The organism is Microlunatus panaciterrae (assembly GCF_016907535.1).
Classification (GTDB): Bacteria; Actinomycetota; Actinomycetes; order Propionibacteriales; family Propionibacteriaceae; genus Microlunatus; species Microlunatus panaciterrae.
On the sequence record NZ_JAFBCF010000001.1, the window covers coordinates 2842865 to 2860095 of the forward strand.

Consider the following 17231-nt stretch of genomic DNA (forward strand, 5'->3'; position numbering starts at 1 on the left):
ACCGGGTCAGCCACGGGTAGCGTTGTCGAGCGTGAGCCTCCAGCTGACCCCGCTTCCGCCGGTCGTCGCCGTCACCGCGGTGCTGCAACGGATCGGCGGGCTCTCCGGCACGCTCTGGGTCGGCATCGACGGCAAAGGGGCCTCCGGCAAGACCTCGTTTGCGACCCGGCTGGCCGAGCGACTGCCGACTGCCGCGGTCATCCATATCGACGACTTCGCCCGCCCGGAGCTGTCCGGGTGGGAGCGCGACCGGTTCGTCGAGCAGGTGCTGACGCCGATCCGATCCGGCCGGCCGGGGCGCTACCAGCGCTGGGACTACCGCACAGACCGCTGCATCGGCTGGTCCGACGTTCCGCTCGGTGAACCGATCATCGTCGAGGGAGTGTCGGCCACCGACGTACGGCTGGGAGTGCCGTGGGCGTGCACGGTCTGGGTGGAGGCGCCCGCGGAGCTGAGGTTGCACCGGGCACGCGAACGCGACGGTGAGGAGATGATGCACCGATGGTTGACCGACTGGATGCCTAGCGAGGACGCCTACGAGGCGGCGCAGCGCCCGCAGGACAGGGTCGACCTGGTCGTCGACGGCGGCAGCTGCCGGTGAGGGGCCGAGGTGGCCGATTCCGATCGAGTCAGATATCTTGATGTCAACATAAAAGGCAGAATCGCACTCCACCTGGAAGGCTTGCGCGATGGCGAAGATCAAGGTCGTAGGAACGGTCGTCGAACTCGACGGCGACGAGATGACCCGCATCATCTGGCAGTTCATCAAGGATCGGCTGATCCACCCGTACCTCGACATCAACCTCGAGTACTACGACCTCGGCATCGAGAGTCGTGACGCGACCGACGACCAGGTCACCATCGACTCGGCCAACGCGATCAAGAAGCACGGTGTCGGCGTCAAGTGCGCCACCATCACCCCAGACGAGGCGAGGGTGGAGGAGTTCGGGCTGAAGAAGATGTGGGTGTCGCCGAACGGCACCATCCGCAACATCCTGGGCGGCGTGGTGTTCCGCGAGCCGATCATCATCTCCAACATCCCGCGGCTGGTGCCGGGCTGGACCAAGCCGATCATCATCGGTCGTCACGCCCATGGTGACCAGTACAAGGCGACGAACTTCAAGGTCCCCGGTGCCGGCGAGCTGACCATCACCTTCACCCCGGCCGACGGCTCCGAGCCGATCCACCATGTGGTGGCGAACTACGGCCCCGACGGCGGCGTCGCGATGGGGATGTACAACTTCAACAAGTCGATCGAGGACTTCGCCCGGGCCTCGTTCGCCTACGGCCTGCAGCGCAACTACCCGGTGTACATGTCCACCAAGAACACCATCCTCAAGGCCTACGACGGCGCGTTCAAGGACATCTTCGCCGAGATCTTCGAGCGGGAGTTCAAGGCCGACTTCGACAAGGCCGGCCTGACCTACGAGCATCGGCTGATCGACGACATGGTCGCGGCGGCGATGAAGTGGGAGGGCGGCTATGTCTGGGCGTGCAAGAACTACGACGGTGACGTGCAGTCCGACACGGTGGCCCAGGGATTCGGTTCGCTCGGCCTGATGACGTCGGTACTGATGACCCCGGACGGCAAGACCGTCGAGGCCGAGGCCGCCCACGGCACGGTCACCCGGCACTACCGCCAGCACCAGCAGGGCAAGCCGACCTCGACCAACCCGATCGCGTCGATCTTCGCCTGGACCGGTGGCCTCAAGCACCGCGGCAAGCTCGACAACACCCCTGAGGTGACCGCCTTCGCCGAGACGTTGGAGAAGGTCTGCATCGAGACGGTCGAGAGCGGCAAGATGACGAAGGACCTGGCGATGCTGGTCGGTCCGGACCGGGCGTTCCTGACCACCGAGGACTTCCTGGCCGCTCTGGACGAGAACCTCTCGGCCAAGCTCGGCTGAGCTCGGCTACCTGACGGGGCCCGGACCACCTTCGGTCCGGGCCCCACCCGGGTCCGCCCCGGTCAGGGTGTGGTCGGGCAGCCTGGGTGCGAGCTGGCGTTGGTGGCGCATCGGCCGCAGTCGTTGAGGCTCACGGCGCGGTGAGGCTCAGGGTCGGGAGAAGCTGAGCAGGTCCGCCAGAGTGCCGTCACCGAGCGGCTCGGAGGCGGGCAGGGCGCCGATGTAGTGATAGCCGGCGGCCTCGGCCACATGTCGCGAGGCCGTGTTGCCGTCGGCGACCCGGATCACGATCGAGTCGGCCACGCTCTCCTCGGCGAACTCGGTGACCAGCCGGACCGCCTCGGTCACCACACCGCGACCCCGCGCCCCGGGATGCGCCCAGTAGCCGATCTCCGCGCGGCGCGCATAGCCGCCGAAACCCTCCAGGCTCACCGAGCCGAGGCACCGGTCGTCCGCCGGGTCGGCTATGCACCAGTTGAAGGCGTGCCCGGCGGCTGCCGCCTCCCGGGTCAGCTCGATCCAGTCGTGCGCATCGCTCTCGGAGTACGGCTGGGGCAGCGACACCAGCCAGTGCCGGGTGCGATGGTCGGCGCAGGCCTCGGCGACCCGGGCAGCATCACCGTGCCGCCAATCGCGGAGCCGAACCTGGTGACCGGACAGGGTCGGCGCCTGCAGCCAGCGCCGGTCCGGCCGGCGCGGGTCGCCGGCGACGATGGTGGCCACCCACGCATCCTTCAGCTCGCCCCGATGGGGCAGCAGTCGGCGGACCGAGCCGTCGAAGCTGAAGCCCACCGCGGCGGCCACCCGACGTGACGGCCAGTTGCCGCGCTCGGCCAGCCAACGGATCGCGGTCAGCCGCTCGACCGTGAGGCCGTAGTCGACGACCAGCCGCACCGCACTGCTCATCACACCGCGGCCGCGGGCGCCCGGGTGCAGGGCGAAGCCCACCTCTGCGCTGCCGTCGCCCTTGAAGCGCAGATCGACGGCCCCGCAGTACTGCCGCAGCGGACTGCCGTCCGGGCCGGGCCGCTCCGCGTCGACGACCCAGGTCGAGCAGGTGTGCTCTTCCCAGCCCTGCGGCACCACCGACTGCGCGAAGTCGCGGGCATCGTCGAGCCGGTAGCCCCCCGCCGGAAGCGGTACGGTGGTCCAGCGCCGGACCTGCGGGTCGTTGCACTGCTCGACGATGGCCGACAGGTCCTGCTCGGTGTGCGCCCGCAGCACCACGCCGGTGGCAGGGTCCACCAGGGACGGGACGCAGCCCGGGAACGACGTGGCAGGCGGGGCCGAGATCATCGCCCCATCCAAGCCCGTGCGGGCGGCAGCAGGCAAGCAGTTTTGACGCGGCCCGCTCCCTGTCCGGCCGCACGAGTTCGCACCCGGGGCGACCCATCACTAATCTGGACGGATGAATACGCAGCAGACGGGTCAGCAGACCCCCGAGCCCGGGGACGTCGACCCGGGCTCGGACGACGGCGACAGCCATAGACCCTGGGCCCCCACCGGGGCCCGTCAACCTGGGTGGGCTGCAGCGGCCCACCGTCGTCTGCGGGAGCGCACAGCGGAGAGCGCCCGATGAACGACACCGTGCTGAATATCGTGCTGATTTTCCTCTTCATCGCCGTCGGCGGGGTGTTCGCCGCAGCCGAGATGGCTCTGGTCTCGCTCCGCGACAGCCAGGTCAAACAGCTGAGCCATCGGGGCAAGCGCGGCCAGACCCTTGCCCGGCTGACCTCGGATCCCAACCGGTTCCTGTCCGCAGTGCAGGTGGGGGTCACCCTGTCGGGATTCCTGTCCGCTGCGTTCGGTGGCGCGACCCTCGCCGGAGATCTCTCCCCGGTGCTTCAGCGGCTGGGTCTCGGTCATGGGCTTGCCGACGCTGTCGCCCTGGTGCTGATCACCGTCGTCATCTCCTACGTCTCGATCGTGCTCGGGGAACTGGCCGCCAAACGTCTCGCTCTGCAGCGGGCGGAGACTTTCGCGCTGGCCCTGTCGCCGCTGGTGGACTTCATCGCCAAGCTGGCCCGGCCGGTGATCTGGCTGCTCGGTGTCTCGACCGACGTCGCTGTCCGGCTGCTCGGCGGCGACCCGCAGGCCTCCCGGGAGGAGGTTTCCGACGAGGAGATCCGCGCGCTGGTCAGCGGCTCGCAGACGCTCGGCGACGAGGAGCGTCAGATCGTCGACGACGTGTTCGCCGCCGGCGAGCGGGGACTGCGGGAGGTGATGCTGCCCCGCACCGAGGTCGACTTCCTGCCCGGGGACATGCCGGCCCACAAGGCGGTCCGCGAGATCAGCCAGTCGCCGCATTCCCGCTATCCGGTGATGGGTGACTCCGCCGACGATGTGATCGGCTTCGTGCACGTCCGGGACCTGCTGGACCCCGAGGTCAGCTCCCGCTCGACGCCGGTCTCCGAACTGGCCCGTCCGGTGATGTCCCTGCCGGACACGGTGCGGGTGCTGCGCGCCCTGACCGACATGCGACGCTCCGCCGCCCACCTGGCCATCGTGCTGGACGAGTACGGCGGTACGGCCGGCATCGTGACCATGGAGGATCTGGTCGAGGAGCTGGTCGGTGACATCACCGACGAGTACGACGTGGTGACGGAGGAGCGCGAACACCTCAGCGGCGAGGTGGAGATCGACGGCCTGTCGACCCTGGATGAGTTCGCGGAGAAGACGGGCTACGTCCTGCCCGAGGGTCCCTACGACACCGTCGCCGGCTACTTCATGGCTCAGTTGGGGCGGATCCCGGCCAGCGACGACGTGCTCGAGATCGAGGTGCCGTCGGCCGCGGACGACGAGGTGGTGGCCACGATCCGGCTGGCCCTGATCGAGCTGGATGGTCGCCGCGCGGCCCGGTTCCTCGCCCAGCGGGTGGAGGGTGCGCCGGTGCCCGCGCCCGAGCCGGCGGACGGCAGCGCCACCGTCGGCTGAACCCGGTCGAACCGGTCGGAAGGGCGTGAAACAATGTGGCCATGTCGTCTCTGCCACGGGTGCTCTCGCTCATCCAGCCGACCGCACAGTCCTTCCACCTGGGCAACTACCTGGGTGCGCTGCGCCAGTGGGTGCCGCTGCAGGACGACCACGACGCCTTCTACGGCATCGCGGACCTGCACGCCCTCACCGTCGAGATGGACCCGCAGGAGCTGCATGACAACACCCTCCGGGGTGCGGCGCAGCTGATCGCGGCCGGCGTGGACCCCGAGCGCTCCACCCTCTTCATCCAGTCGCACGTGCCCGAGCACACCCAGCTGAGCTGGGTGCTGGGCTGCCTGACCGGCTTCGGACAGGCCAGCCGGATGACCCAGTTCAAGGACAAGGTCGGCAAGGCCGGCACGGAAAGCGCCAACGTCGGCCTGTTCACCTACCCGGTGCTGATGGCGGCCGACATCCTCGTCCACCAGGCCGACCAGGTGCCGGTGGGGGAGGACCAGCGACAGCATCTCGAGCTGACCCGTGACCTGGCCCAGCGGTTCAACGCCCGCTACGGCGAGACGTTCGTCGTGCCGGAGCCGTACATCCTCAAGTCGGTCGGCAAGATCCAGGACCTGCAGGACCCCACCATGAAGATGAGCAAGACCGGTTCCTCGCCCAACGGTCTGGTCGAGCTGCTCGAGGACGAGAAGAAGCTGGTCAAGAAGTTGAAGTCGGCGGTGACCGACTCCGGCCGGGAGATCATCTTCGACGAGCAGGCCAAGCCGGGCGTCTCCAACCTGCTGACCATCCTGTCGGCCTTCTCCGGCACCGCCATCCCCGACCTGGTGGACCAGTTCGCCGGCAAGGGCTACGGCGACCTGAAGGGGGCCGTTGCCGACGCGGTGGCCGGGTTCGCCACCCCGTTCCGGGAGCGCACGCTGGAGCTGATGGGGGAACGGACCGAGCTGCAGGCGATCCTGGCCCGCGGCGCGGCCAGGGCCCGGGAGGTGGCCAGCAAGTCGGTCACCGAGGTCTATGCCAAGGTGGGGCTGCTGCCGCCGCGCTGACCAGAACGCGGGTGTCCTCAAGCCTGGCCGGTTCCCAGCCGCCAGGACGCCCCGAAGCAGACGAAGGGTACGAACGGCTGGTCAACCTCGACCACAGCGGCAGCCAGCGCCGAGGCGGCATCGGAGCCGGCGGCGAGCCGGCGGTGGTAGGACGCCATCACCTGACCGGCGATCTCGTCACCCACCTGGGCCACCCCGGCCACCACGCAGCGCGCACCGCGCTGCAGCAGCACGCTGGTCAGTCCCAACGTCTCGTCACCGGGCCGCAGCGTGTTCTGTCCGAGCTCACAGGCGGACAGGATGACGTGCGCAGCGATCGGGTCCTGCTCGATCTCGTAGGCGAACAACGGGCCGTCGGCCAGCTGCAGCGACGAGAACAGCGGGTTCTGGCGTTGGTGTGAGCCGTGCGCGGCGACGTGCACCACGGTCGCTGACGCGAGCGCGCTGCTGAGCTGGTCGCGGGTGGCCTCGGCACCCACATAGGCGGTGGCCCGAGTGTCGGGCCGCAGCGTGCGCCAGGCCGCGGCCACCGCCGTCGCCTCGCCCTGGGCGGTGCCGAGCCCGGGGCCGGCGAGCACGTCCACCGTCACCGACGCCACCGGGTGGGTCAGCGACAGCGCGTTCGCCAGCCACCGGGTGGCGGTCGGCGAGACGACGATCGACCGCCCGCGCAGCGACGGCAGGCAGTTCCAGCTGAAGGCGGCCAGGGCGCCGGTCGGGACCAGCACCACTGGTCGGTCGCCGAGGCTGAGCGGGGCGATCAACGTGTCGTCCAACCGCTGCATCGTGTGCTGCAGGGAACCGGTCACCGTATTGCGCATCTCCGTGGGCAACGAGCTGTAGGCCAGCACATTCAGGTCTGCCTGGGCCCGTCGGACCAGTTCGGGCGTCTGGTCGGCCCGGGGCAGCTCGACCAGCCGCGGCGGGCCGTCGCCGAGCACGATCGCCGACCAGGTGTTGCGGAACACGCAGAAGGTGACCAGCACCTGGTTCCGGCGCTCGATCTCGGTCCGGACGTCAGCCATCGTTGCCGGCGGTGTCGGCCGGCCGGCGCCGAGCGCCCGCCAGGAGATGGAGCTCAGCTCGGTGTACAGCGCCGAGGTGCGCTGGCGCATCTGGCCCACCACCTCGATCGCCGTCGGATCGTCGCTGATGCTGCGGATGATCTCGGTCAGGTGCCGCAGTTCGGCCAGCAGCTCGGCGGACTCGCCGACCGGTGGGGTGACGGCGGTCAGCCGGCGCGAGATGGCACGGCCCCGTTCGACCGCACTGAACAGGGCATCCGGCCGGTGGCTGCTGAACGCCGTGTCCAGGTCGAGCTCGACCAGCCGCCGGCCGTGGATGGCACTGGAGGTCTGCAGGTCGATGCTCCCGAACTGCGCCTGGTGTCGGGTGAGCTCGCGCAGACCCTGGCGGATCTCGGCTCGGGCCGAGCCGCGGTCGGCGGAGGCCAGGGCGAGCTCGGCGCCGACCGCCCGCTGCTGCAGCTTGATGGTGATCGGATCGGTCGGCTCGATCTTGTGCACCCGGGCGAAGCGCTCCCTGGCCTCCGGCAGCCGGTCCGCGGCCGCCAGTGCCGCACAGGCGATCAGCCCGGCCGTCCGCGCCTGCAGCTCCAGCCCGTGGTCGGTGAACTCGCGCTCCAGCCGCAGGGCCGGCGCGACCAGCAGGGACGCCGGCCGGCCGGCCGCCAGGTCGGCCTGCAGCAGGGTCAGCTCGGCGATCCGGCGCCAGCGGTCGTTGCCCCGGCGTTTGAAGCGCGTCCGGGCCGACCCGGCGAGCTTGCGGGCCGAGGCGAGATCGCGGGCCAGCATCGCGCACTCGGCCCGGGCCAGCTCGGTCTCGGCCAGCTCCTGGTGCAGCCGGCCGCGGCGGAACTCGTCCTCCGCCAGCAGCAGGGTGCGGTCGGCCGCGTCGATCAGTCCGGCGGCGATGAGCACCCGGGCCTTGTCCAGGTAGGAGATGCCCCGCGAGCCGTCGATCGGCATCCCGGCGGCCTGGTCCATGGTCTGCAGGGCAGCCGGGATGTTGCCCGCCAGGTACTCCAGGTAGCCGAGGTTGTGGCGCGCCATGAAGGCCAGGTTCAGCAGGCTGTCGTCGGACTGCTGAGCGCTTACCAGGGCGATGCATCGTTCGAAGTCGGCCCGAGCCTCGGCCAGATCGAGCTGCTGCAGCCGCAGCGTGCCACGGTTGAGCAGCAGGATGCAGGCATCCTCGACCGGCGCCTCGGCCAGATGCTCCTCGGCGCTGGCGAAATGCCGCAGCGCCTCGTCCTCGTCACCGTCGCGCATCGCCCGTAGGCCGCGGGCGTTGTCGATCGCGAACGCCAGCGCCTCGGCCCCGATCCCGGACACGATCTGGTCGGCCTGGTCCAGCAGCTCGCGCCGGTAGGGCCGGCCGCTGAGCTCCGCCTCCACGTTGTAGAGGGTGATCAGCACCCGAACCCTGACTGCGAGAGCCTCGGCATTGACGCCGAGCTCGGGTCGGTCCAACCTCTCCAGCGCGGCCAACAGCTTGCGGCGTGCCAGGTCCAACCGACCACGGTCGAAATGCACCATGGCCAGCCGGTGCAACGCGCTGGATTCGGTGACCGGTTCCCCCATAGTGTCCTTAGAGCTCGATCGTCGGACTGATCACCATTGAGCTTTCCTCGCCCTTCGGCACCCTCAGGGCGAACTTGGCCAGCCCGGCGGGCAGTCCCTCGAGCGCGAACCGACCGTCCTCGTCGGCCACCGTCTCCACCGTGTCGTGCGCGAGCAGCACCTGGACGGTCAGCCCGGCCCCCGGCGAGGCCCAGCCGTCCACCCGGACGGTCCCGTCCGGCTGCGGGGTGATGGTCACCATGGTGGTGAGGCTCTCGCTGGTGAACGTCACGGTGCGTACCGCCTCGGTGGCCGAGCCGCGGACGGCCGTACCGACCGACTCCATCTGGATCAGGTTGGCCACCTCGGTGTGCAGCGCATCCAGGGTCAGCTCGAACTGGATCTTCTCCACCAGGGACTCGGGCACCGGGTCGGTCTCGTCATAGAACGCGCGAAGGGCGTTCAGCACGGCCTGGTCGTCGGCGTCCAGCGGCTGGAGCGAGAGCTCGATCTCCCGATCCTCTTGTGATGCGTTCATCGTGCCTCCCATGCAGGGTCGTTGCTGAGGGCCAGGCGGAGCTTCGCCAGGCACCGTCCCCGAGTCGGCCCGATGCTGCCCTGCGGCATCCCGAGCGCCTTGGCCAGCTCCGCATAGTCGGGCCGGTCGGCGAACGCGATCACCCGCAGCAGCGCTCGGCAGCGTTCCGGCAGCGCCTCGATATGTCGCCACAGCTTGGCGTCGGTGTCACCACGCAGCACCTCGTCCTCGACCGCTTCGCCACTGTCCGAGTCGGGCGCACCCGGTCCGTCGAAGTCCTCCGGTCGGGTCCGGGCCTGGATCCGCGACACTCGCCACGCCTCCCTCTTCGTCGTCACCAACATCCACTGCAGCAACGCCAGCGGCTCGGTGATCGAGTCCGCCTTGCGGACCAGCACCAGCCAGACGCTCTGCACCACATCCTCGGCGGTCTGGCTGTCGAGCCGCATCGACCGGGCGGTGTGCCACAGGATCGGCGTCAGCATCCTCACCAGCTCGGCCATCCGGGTCTCGTCGCCGTCGCGATAGGCCGCGAACGCCCGGCCGGCCCGACCGGCGAGACTGTCCTCGCCGGCCCTGCTCTCTTCGATGATCCCACCAGTCATGACGGCCTCCTGAGCCGGGGAACGAGCGCGGTGAGGGCCTGCCATCCGGCGTCCAGGGCCTGGTCGGCGGCGGTGGCGGGGGCGATCGACTCACGCAGTTGGTGCGAGGTGTTGAGCCATTCGGCGATGTCGCCGGCCAGGATCGGTGCGGCGAACGACGTACCGCTCCAGGAACCGAAGCCGGAGGAGAAGTCGTCCGGGTCGACGGTGGCTCGCACCTCGCCGCGGTAGACGGTCTCGGAGACGGGTTGGCCGGCGGCGTCGAAGGTGGTCGGCAGGGTGCTGATCAGCGAGGCGCCGGGCCGCCAGACCCGCACCCAGGGGCCGTCGTTGGAGAACAGGGCGATGCTGCCGTCGGGGTTGAGGGCGCCGACACTGACGATCGGCAGCACGTTGCGTTCGTTCCGCTTGATCAGCCCGCTGGGATGTGGGGCGAAGGCGGCGGGGAACATCGGACGTACGGTCGCGTCGTTGCCGGCGGAGGTGACCACCGCGACACCGAGCTCGCCGAGTGCCCGCAACGGGGTCAACAGCAACGGGTCGAACGCAGCATCGGACGGCTGCTCATGGTAGTAGCCGAGGGACAGTGAGACGACGTCGATCAGCTTGGCCGGGTCGCCCTGGATGATGGCCAGCTTCTGCCGCAGCCAGAGCATGTTCAACGCCTCCAGCAGGTCACCCTCGGTGACCACGCCGTCGCCCTGGATCACCCGGATCGCGAGCAGGTTGGCGTCCGGGCACTTCTGCCGGACCAGCCCGGCGATGAAGGTGCCGTGTCCGGCGTCGGCGTCCAGGTTGCCGGTGAGCTCGTTGGTGACCACGCCGGTCAGCTCGGGGTTGGTGGCCGGGTCGGTGAGCCCGATCCGCAGCGCACCGCAGGTCGGCCTGCGGTCGACGATGCCGTCCGGCAGCCAGTCATGTTCGCCCACGCCGGTGTCCAGGATCGCAACCACCGGACGCCGCCGGCCGTCCAGCCAGGCGTCCGGGCAGCGCAGTGGCGCCGGCCCGATCCAGGTCACCGGCGTGCGCGCTCCCCAGCCCGGCTCGCCGTAGCTGCCGGTGCCGGGGATCTTCCAGTACGGGTTGGCCTCGGTGCCGGGGATCTTCCAGTACGGGTTGCCGGTCACGTTGGGTCCGTCGGCCGAGGTCATCAGGTGGTCGAGCTGGACCGAGTTCCTGGTCCGGTCGCGGGCGCCGAACATCGCCCGGAAGGTCTGCAGCACCGGCCAGGCGTCCGGCGGCGCCTGCGGGGCGCCGGTCCAGCGTGGCATCAGGTGCACCCGGGCGAGCAGCGGCTGCGCCTCCTCCGGGGTGATGCCGGCATCGCGTGCCATCCGGCGCAGCCGCCGGTCGATCGGGTCGATGGTGATGTCGAGGTCGTGCGCGTCTGCGGCCCTGCGCAGCTTGTCCACGACCTCCTGCTCGTTGCTGGTCGGGCGGATCAGCAGCCGGTCACCGGCGTAGATGGTCGGGTCGAGGCGCTGACCACGGAGTCTGACCGCCTGAGTCGGGTCGAGGGCCCGACCGTTGTGCCGGGCGAGCAGCTCCGTTCTCGGGGGCAGCCGTTGCGGCTGGGTCGCCGCCTGGCGAGGTCGGGGCGCGGCAGTCTTCCTGGTCTGCCTGCGCTGCTCCGGTGTCATCCGGAGACCCCCCCTCTGCGGGCGCCGGCCCGCCACCGAGTACCGCTCCTCCCAAGCCCATTCATATCGGAAAAGAGTCGCCCTGGGGAGGTTTGATACCCCGCCGCAAGATGCCCGGCCGAGCGGGGGTGCCGAGCGGGGTGTCGACCGGGGTGCCGGAATCCCATGCCGACTTGGGAAACTGTCACTCAGCCAGGCAAATTTGCCTGGCCGAGTGACAGTTTCCCTGGCCCCGTACGGGTGGGGGTGGCGACCAGCAGGGCATCGGGCATCGGCGGCCGGCTGGTGGGGCCGAGCTAGCCGAGCTGCTCGTGGAGGTAGCACCAGCGCCAACGCTCGCCGGACTCGAAGCTCCGCATCACCGGGTGACCGGTGGCGGCGAAGTGCTTGGTGGCATGGTTGCCGACCGAGGAGTCGCAGCAGCCGATGTTGCCGCAGGTCAGGCACAGCCGAAGGTGCACCGGCCGGGTCCCCTCCCGTTCGCAGTCCAGGCAGACCCCTGGGCCGATCGGCCGGATGACGGTCGGCGCCGCCGCCAGGTGCTCGCACTCGTCGGTGGCGATGGGGGAGACCAGCGGCTCCTGGCGCAGCTGCTCGGCCCGGTCGGCGACCGCGTCGAGCATCGACTCCTCGATGTCGAGCTGGCTCAGCACCAGGTCGATCACCTCATGGTCCACCTTGCCGCGGTAGCGGATCCGCAGCACCTCGGCGCGCTCCGCCTCCAGGGTCTCCAGCCGCAGCCGACGGTACTCCTCGGCCGGCGTCTCCAGGTCGCTCGCGCTGCCCAACCGCTCCCAGATGGCGTTCGGGCGGTCCCGCATCCGGGAGCGCAGCAGCTCCAGGGTCTGTTCGGAGTCGGTGGGTTTCCTGATCCGGTCGAGTGTCCGCAGCGCCGCCCGGGTGGAGGCCTGCAGCACCGCCGCTGTCTGCAGGGCGTCCTCGCGCGGCTCGGGCCCGCGCAGGCCGAAGCGGCGACTCAGCCACGGCAGCGTCAGCCCCTGCAGCAGCAGCGTTCCGGCAGTGACCACCATGGCGACCAGCAGCAGCACCTCCCGGTGCGGGGTCTGTTCCGGCAGTAGGAACGCCGCGGCAAGAGTCACCACGCCGCGCATCCCCGCCCAGCCGATGATCAGCACCGACGGCCAGTCGGGGCTCAACCGCCGACCATTGCGGAACAGCAGCAGGCTCGCCGCCGCCACCCACACCAGTCGCAGCAGGATCACCGCCAGCAGTACGGCGACGCACAACCAGGTGATGACGCCGGCATGCAACGGTGAGTGGGCCACCCCGGCGAAGATCCAGTGTGCCTGCAGCCCGATCAGGAAGAACACCGAGTTCTCCAGCAGGAACTTGATGGTGCCCCAGTTCGTCCGCTCGCTCAGCCGCGACTGGGCGGTCTGGATGATGGGCGCCTTGTGCCCCAGCAGCAGCCCGGTCACCACTACGGCGATCACCCCCGACGGATGGAAGTGCCCGAACCTGATGGCCTCGGCAGGGAGGTAGGCACAGAAGGGCAGCAGCAGCGAGATGGCGTTGTCGAACAAGGGCTCGGTGATCCGCTTGCGCACCATGCCGGCAATCCAGGCAACCGCAAGTCCGACCAGCGCTCCGCCGCCGGCGGCGATCACGAAGGCCAGCGTGATGTTGCCGACGGTGACCGATCCCGCCATGGCGAGGATCGCCACCCGCAGGCAGGTGATCGCGGTCGCGTCGTTGACCAGCGACTCGCCCTCCAGGATCGTGACCAGCCGGCGGGGCAGGCCGACCCTGCGCGCGATCGAGGTGGCGGCGACGGCGTCCGGCGGCGCCACCACGGCACCGATGGCGAAGGCGACCGCGAACGGCACCGGCAGGATCAGCCAGACGACCAGGCCGACCCCCAGGGCGGTGATCGCGACCAGCGCGATCGACAAGAAGCCGATCGCCCGCTGGTTGGCCCTGAAGTCGATCACGGAGGTCCGGATCGCCGCCGCATACAGCAGCGGCGGCAGCATCCCGAACAGCACCACCCCGGAACTCAGGTGGATGTCGGGGATGAAGGGCACGAAGGAGAGGCCGATGCCGACCACCATCAGCAGCAGCGGGGCGGAGAGCCCGACCCGTTCGGCGGCGGCGGTGACCGCGATCACGCAGGCGGCCAGCAGCACGATTCCGAGCGCGATCTCCACCGGACCATGGTGCCAGACCCTCCGAGCGGTCCGATGCCACGTTCTCCGGCGCCTCGGGCGACCGCGCCCTCGCCCGGTCGCGGTCGCCGCCGCGCACATGCGAGGATCTGCGGGAAGGATCAGGGTGAGGACATGGTGCGAGCGAGGAGCTGCGACGTTGGGTACCACGGCCGATGACCGGGACGGCTCGAGACTCCTGACCTCCGCCGAGGTGGCGGGGCTGCTCGAGGCGGCGGTCAGCCACGGTGGCGGCTCCCTGGTGTCCTGGGAGCTGGACCACGTCGACGCGAACCCGAACCGCAGCACGACCGCCACCTACAGCGCGGTGATCGACTGGCCGTTCGGTCGCCGGACCGAGCTGCTGGGGGCCAGCACCCGGGCCGGCCAGCGCACCACCTCCGACGAGCAGGCCGTCATCTTCGCCGACGGGGATCGGGAGGTGGCTGTCTGGCTGTACCCCAGGGACCCCGAGCTGCCGGGTCTGCTGCGGGCGGCGTTCGTCGAGGACATGGCGGCCCTGTTGACCGAGTACGACGTCGTCGGGATGCCGGTGGCGGCGGCGAACGTCGGGCTGGAGATGATTGGCTACCGGCCCCGCCGCCGAGCCGTGCTGAGAGCCTGGGTGATCATGCCCGACGGCAGCCAGCGGGTGTTCTTCGTCAAGTCGCTGCGACAGCAGCTGTTCGACGGTGTCCGGCGGCGTCACGAGCTGCTGCTCGCCGCGGGGGTGCCGGCGCCGCCCATCGCCGCCGCCACCCCGGACCACCTGCTGGTGCTGCGGGAGCTGCCGGGCCGGCCGCTGGCACAGGCGATCTTCGATCCGGAGCCACCCTGCACGGCCGAGAGCCTGATCGCCGTTCTGGACGCGATGCCGGCCGCCGTGGCGCAGCTGTCTCGTCGCAACCCGTGGACCGATGCGGTGGAGCAGTACGCCGCCATGGTGTCTGCGGCGATGCCGAGCCTGGAGACCAGGCTGACAGCGATGGTGGAGCAGATCCTCTCCGGGCTGCGGGGGACACCGCCCGGCGACGAGCCCACCCACGGCGACTTCCACGAGGGTCAGGTGTTCGTCGACGCGGCAGGTCGGATCTCGGGAATCCTCGACGTCGACACCGTCGGTCCGGGACGCCGTGCGGACGACCTGGCCTGTCTGGTGGCGCACCTCTCGACCGTGCAACGGATGAACGCCGAGCAGGCCGCCAGGGTCCACCGGCTGGTACAGAGCTGGGTGCCGGTGTTCGACGAACGGGTCGACCCGGTCGAGCTGCGACTGCGCGCGGCGGCGGTGGCGATCTCGCTGGCCACCGGGCCCTACCGTGGTCAGGAGCCGCACTGGGAGCGGGAGACGACGATGATCGTGGGGGCCGCAGAGGCGTTGATCCGCTCCGCCGGCTGAGCCATCTGCACCGCGAGTGGTGCATCTGTGCGCACTAGGTTAGGCTTGAGCCTGAAGTTGATTGCCTTTGCGCGGAAGCGTTGGTAAGGCACCGGCCTCGCGATCCCGGGAGCCGGGGTCGGACTAACGCATCAAAGGATTGAACGTAATGGCAACAGGTACCGTGAAGTGGTTCAACGCTGAAAAGGGCTATGGATTCATCGCCCCCGAAGATGGCAGCGCTGATGTCTTCGCCCACTACTCCGCGATCGCCAGCACCGGTTTCCGGTCGCTGGACGAGAACCAGCAGGTCGAGTTCGACATCGCCCAGGGCCCGAAGGGTCCGCAGGCGGAGAACATTCGCCCGCTGTGATCATCTCGGCTCACCTCGGTGAGCCGGCCTGATCCACGTAGCAACGCAGCCGGCCCCAGCTCACGCTGGGGCCGGCTGCGTTTTGCTGTCCCTGGACCGTGCCGGGCCGGCACGACAAGCGGCCGGGCCCAGGATGAACCTGGACCCGGCCGTTGCCGTTCCGTGTCAGTTGCCGTTTAGGGTCAGTTGCCGTTCCGTGTCAGCTGCCGGTCAGGGCTGAGCCGACGCCTCAGGCGGACGCGGGCTCCAGCTTGCCCAGCAGCAGCCAGATGATCACGTAGTTGTCGGCGTACGGCGCGTTCTTCAGGATCGGGTCGTCGTCGGCCATGAACTTCTTGACCCGCTTGCCCTCGAGCGCCGGGTTGTTGCCGTAGCGCTCGAACAGCGGCACCATCGGCAGCAACTCGTTGAAGGCGATCGCGGCCTTGGTCACGTTGGCCTTCTGCTCGGCCTCGTTGAGGCCCTGGCCCGCTGCCGTGACGATCTCGGTCAGGTCCACCTTGCCGAAGGCCTTGGTGGTCGTCTTGAGCTCGAACGCCATCCCCTTGCCGCCCTGGTTCTTGGCGATCGGGATGTTGTGGGTGAACAGGTCCTGGACGAAGGCGAAGTACGGGTGCGGGTGATTGGACGCTCCCCAGCCCTGGATCGCCAGCTGGAAGTTGCCCTTGTCGATGTCGACCGGCGCCTGCTTGTCGTCGACGCCGCGCGGGGTGACCTTGATGCCGAAGTTGCTCAGCTGCTCGGCCGCGTTCGTCGCCGCTGCGGACCAGTCGGCGAACGGCTGCGGGAACGAGATCTCGTACTGGGCCGGCTTGCCGTCCGGCTTCATCCAGCTCTTGCCGCTCTTCTTCCAGCCCGCCTGCTGCAGCAGCTTGGCCGCGGCGTCCTTGTCGAAGTCGTAGGTGTTGAGCTTGCCCTTGTCCTCGGCCGACAGCCAGTCGTCCAGCTGCGCGTCGGAGAACCCGGCCATGTACTGGACTCCCTTGCCGGAGTCACCCAGCGCGACCGTGCCGTTGGTGTTGCGGTCCAGCGCATGCGCGATCGCCTGCCGGGCCCGCGGGTCCTTGAACTCCTCGAGCTTGTCCAGGTTGAACAGGATCGCCGGGCCGGAGTAGACCGGAGCCCGCAGGATGCGGAAGCCCTCCTGCATGAACGACTTCTCCGACGCGGTCGGGAAGCCATGGGTGGCGAAGTCGACGTCCTTGCTCTGCACAAGCGGCGTCACCTCTGGGGTCTCGCCGTTGTACACCACGATCTTCTCGAACTTGACCTTGTCGGCCGCGTAGCCGGTCTTGTTCTTGACCAGGGTGACCTGGGTGTTGGAGATCGACTTGTAGTCCAGGTTGTACGGACCGTTCGCGACGTACTCCTTCGGCAGCAGCTTGTTGAAGTCGGAGCTGAGCGTCTGGCCGTCGGGGGAGTCCATGTCCTTGCCGGACTCGTGCAGTGCCTTCGCCTTGTCGGCCATCTCACCGAAGACGGCGGTGGAGATGATGTTGCTGCGCAGGATGTAGCGCTCGACGACCGTCGACGGCGAGTTCATGGTCAGCACGAAGGTGGTGTCGTCGGGTGCCTCGATCTTGTCCACGAAGCTCCACAGCGACGTCCGCAGGATGTACTGGCAGTAGAACGTCGTCAGGTAGTCCTTGGAGGTCAGGTCCTTGCCGTCGCTCCACTTGAGTCCGGACTTGATCTTGACGGTGAACGTCTTGGCGGCCTCGTCGAGCTTGTACGACTCGGCCAGCATCATCTCCCACTTCTTGTCGGCCCAGTAGTAGTAGGCGGACGGCAGGCAGATCAGGTCACCGTAGATGCCGTCGGACAGGATGCGGTAGGGCAGACCACCGAACGGGTTGCCGGCGTTGTTGAAGTTGCCCTCGGGCGGCTGCTTGTACGGCCAGGCGCCGTGGAACTCGCCACCGGACTGTGGGCTGTCAGGCTGCGCCGGGGCGCAGGAGGTCAGAGCGCCGAAACCGCCCACGCCGGCTGCGGACAGCCCGACGAGTTGCAGCAGCGAGCGCCGAGACAGAAAGAGATGCTCGGGCGTGGTCATGAAGATC

Annotated in this window: 13 protein-coding genes; 6 read left to right on the top strand and 7 right to left on the bottom strand. The window is 69.3% G+C overall.

The genetic code is table 11. The features are described from left to right. Positions 1 to 31 precede the first annotated feature (31 nt). Positions 32 to 601, top strand: a complete 570-nt coding sequence (locus JOE57_RS13030) for a uridine kinase family protein (protein WP_204918589.1) — start codon at positions 32 to 34, stop codon at positions 599 to 601. An 88-nt stretch (positions 602 to 689) separates the two neighbouring features. Continuing rightward, positions 690 to 1907 (top strand): NADP-dependent isocitrate dehydrogenase, encoded by a 1218-nt coding sequence (locus tag JOE57_RS13035; RefSeq protein WP_204918591.1) that lies wholly within the window; start codon positions 690 to 692, stop codon positions 1905 to 1907. A gap of 147 nt (positions 1908 to 2054) precedes the next feature. Here the strand turns inward: JOE57_RS13035 and JOE57_RS13040 are convergent, their stop codons facing one another. Further along, positions 2055 to 3203 carry a GNAT family N-acetyltransferase gene (locus JOE57_RS13040; protein ID WP_204918593.1) on the bottom strand — a complete coding sequence of 383 codons (1149 nt, stop codon included), beginning with the start codon at positions 3201 to 3203 and terminating at the stop codon, positions 2055 to 2057. Positions 3204 to 3482: 279 nt separating this feature from the next. On the opposite strand from JOE57_RS13040, the gene JOE57_RS13045 reads away from it, so the two are divergent. Both JOE57_RS13045 and trpS read left to right on the top strand, forming a co-directional pair. Further along, on the top strand, positions 3483 to 4841 hold the full coding sequence (locus JOE57_RS13045; RefSeq protein WP_204918594.1) for a hemolysin family protein: 1359 nt from the start codon (positions 3483 to 3485) through the stop codon (positions 4839 to 4841). A 41-nt stretch (positions 4842 to 4882) separates the two neighbouring features. Next, complete coding sequence (gene trpS / locus JOE57_RS13050; protein ID WP_204918596.1) at positions 4883 to 5890, top strand: tryptophan--tRNA ligase; 1008 nt, start codon at positions 4883 to 4885, stop codon at positions 5888 to 5890. A gap of 17 nt (positions 5891 to 5907) precedes the next feature. Here trpS and JOE57_RS13055 read toward each other — a convergent pair whose 3' ends face one another. From JOE57_RS13055 to JOE57_RS13075, 5 genes are all read right to left on the bottom strand, one after another. Continuing rightward, entirely contained in the window at positions 5908 to 8493 is a 2586-nt protein-coding gene (locus tag JOE57_RS13055) for a CHAT domain-containing protein (RefSeq protein WP_204918598.1), read from the bottom strand. Positions 8494 to 8500: 7 nt separating this feature from the next. Next, the gene (locus JOE57_RS13060; RefSeq protein ID WP_204918599.1) at positions 8501 to 9010 is read right to left on the bottom strand and encodes a hypothetical protein; all 510 of its coding nucleotides are present in this window, start codon (positions 9008 to 9010) and stop codon (positions 8501 to 8503) included. Then, complete coding sequence (locus tag JOE57_RS13065; protein WP_204918601.1) at positions 9007 to 9615, bottom strand: RNA polymerase sigma factor; 609 nt, start codon at positions 9613 to 9615, stop codon at positions 9007 to 9009. Before JOE57_RS13065 ends, JOE57_RS13060 begins: the two co-directional genes overlap by 4 nt. Further along, the gene (locus tag JOE57_RS13070) at positions 9612 to 11255 is read right to left on the bottom strand and encodes a S8/S53 family peptidase (RefSeq protein WP_204918603.1); all 1644 of its coding nucleotides are present in this window, start codon (positions 11253 to 11255) and stop codon (positions 9612 to 9614) included. Before JOE57_RS13070 ends, JOE57_RS13065 begins: the two co-directional genes overlap by 4 nt. A 296-nt stretch (positions 11256 to 11551) precedes the next feature. Next, positions 11552 to 13423: a Na+/H+ antiporter gene (locus tag JOE57_RS13075; protein ID WP_338041298.1), complete on the bottom strand. Its 1872-nt coding sequence runs from the start codon at positions 13421 to 13423 to the stop codon at positions 11552 to 11554. 97 nt (positions 13424 to 13520) lie between these two features. Here JOE57_RS13075 and JOE57_RS13080 point away from each other — a divergent pair, with 97 nt between their 5' ends. Next, positions 13521 to 14819, top strand: coding sequence for an aminoglycoside phosphotransferase family protein (locus JOE57_RS13080; RefSeq protein WP_204918605.1), 1299 nt, complete (start codon positions 13521 to 13523; stop codon positions 14817 to 14819). A gap of 148 nt (positions 14820 to 14967) precedes the next feature. Then, positions 14968 to 15171, top strand: a complete 204-nt coding sequence (locus JOE57_RS13085) for a cold-shock protein (protein ID WP_204918607.1) — start codon at positions 14968 to 14970, stop codon at positions 15169 to 15171. Positions 15172 to 15400: 229 nt separating this feature from the next. On the opposite strand, the gene JOE57_RS13090 is transcribed toward JOE57_RS13085, so the two are convergent. Further along, positions 15401 to 17224 carry an ABC transporter substrate-binding protein gene (locus JOE57_RS13090; protein ID WP_204918609.1) on the bottom strand — a complete coding sequence of 608 codons (1824 nt, stop codon included), beginning with the start codon at positions 17222 to 17224 and terminating at the stop codon, positions 15401 to 15403. Positions 17225 to 17231: the final 7 nt, after the last annotated feature.

Bases quoted from the DNA above. Each gene is read 5' to 3' on its own strand.
- JOE57_RS13035 (WP_204918591.1), top strand. From the start codon at position 690: ATGGCGAAGATCAAGGTCGTAGGAACGGTCGTCGAACTCGACGGCGAC.
- JOE57_RS13040 (WP_204918593.1), bottom strand. From the start codon at position 3,203: ATGATCTCGGCCCCGCCTGCCACGTCGTTCCCGGGCTGCGTCCCGTCC.
- JOE57_RS13045 (WP_204918594.1), top strand. From the start codon at position 3,483: ATGAACGACACCGTGCTGAATATCGTGCTGATTTTCCTCTTCATCGCC.
- trpS (WP_204918596.1), top strand. From the start codon at position 4,883: ATGTCGTCTCTGCCACGGGTGCTCTCGCTCATCCAGCCGACCGCACAG.
- JOE57_RS13055 (WP_204918598.1), bottom strand. From the start codon at position 8,493: ATGGGGGAACCGGTCACCGAATCCAGCGCGTTGCACCGGCTGGCCATG.
- JOE57_RS13060 (WP_204918599.1), bottom strand. From the start codon at position 9,010: ATGAACGCATCACAAGAGGATCGGGAGATCGAGCTCTCGCTCCAGCCG.
- JOE57_RS13065 (WP_204918601.1), bottom strand. From the start codon at position 9,615: ATGACTGGTGGGATCATCGAAGAGAGCAGGGCCGGCGAGGACAGTCTC.
- JOE57_RS13070 (WP_204918603.1), bottom strand. From the start codon at position 11,255: ATGACACCGGAGCAGCGCAGGCAGACCAGGAAGACTGCCGCGCCCCGA.
- JOE57_RS13080 (WP_204918605.1), top strand. From the start codon at position 13,521: ATGCGAGGATCTGCGGGAAGGATCAGGGTGAGGACATGGTGCGAGCGA.
- JOE57_RS13085 (WP_204918607.1), top strand. From the start codon at position 14,968: ATGGCAACAGGTACCGTGAAGTGGTTCAACGCTGAAAAGGGCTATGGA.
- JOE57_RS13090 (WP_204918609.1), bottom strand. From the start codon at position 17,224: ATGACCACGCCCGAGCATCTCTTTCTGTCTCGGCGCTCGCTGCTGCAA.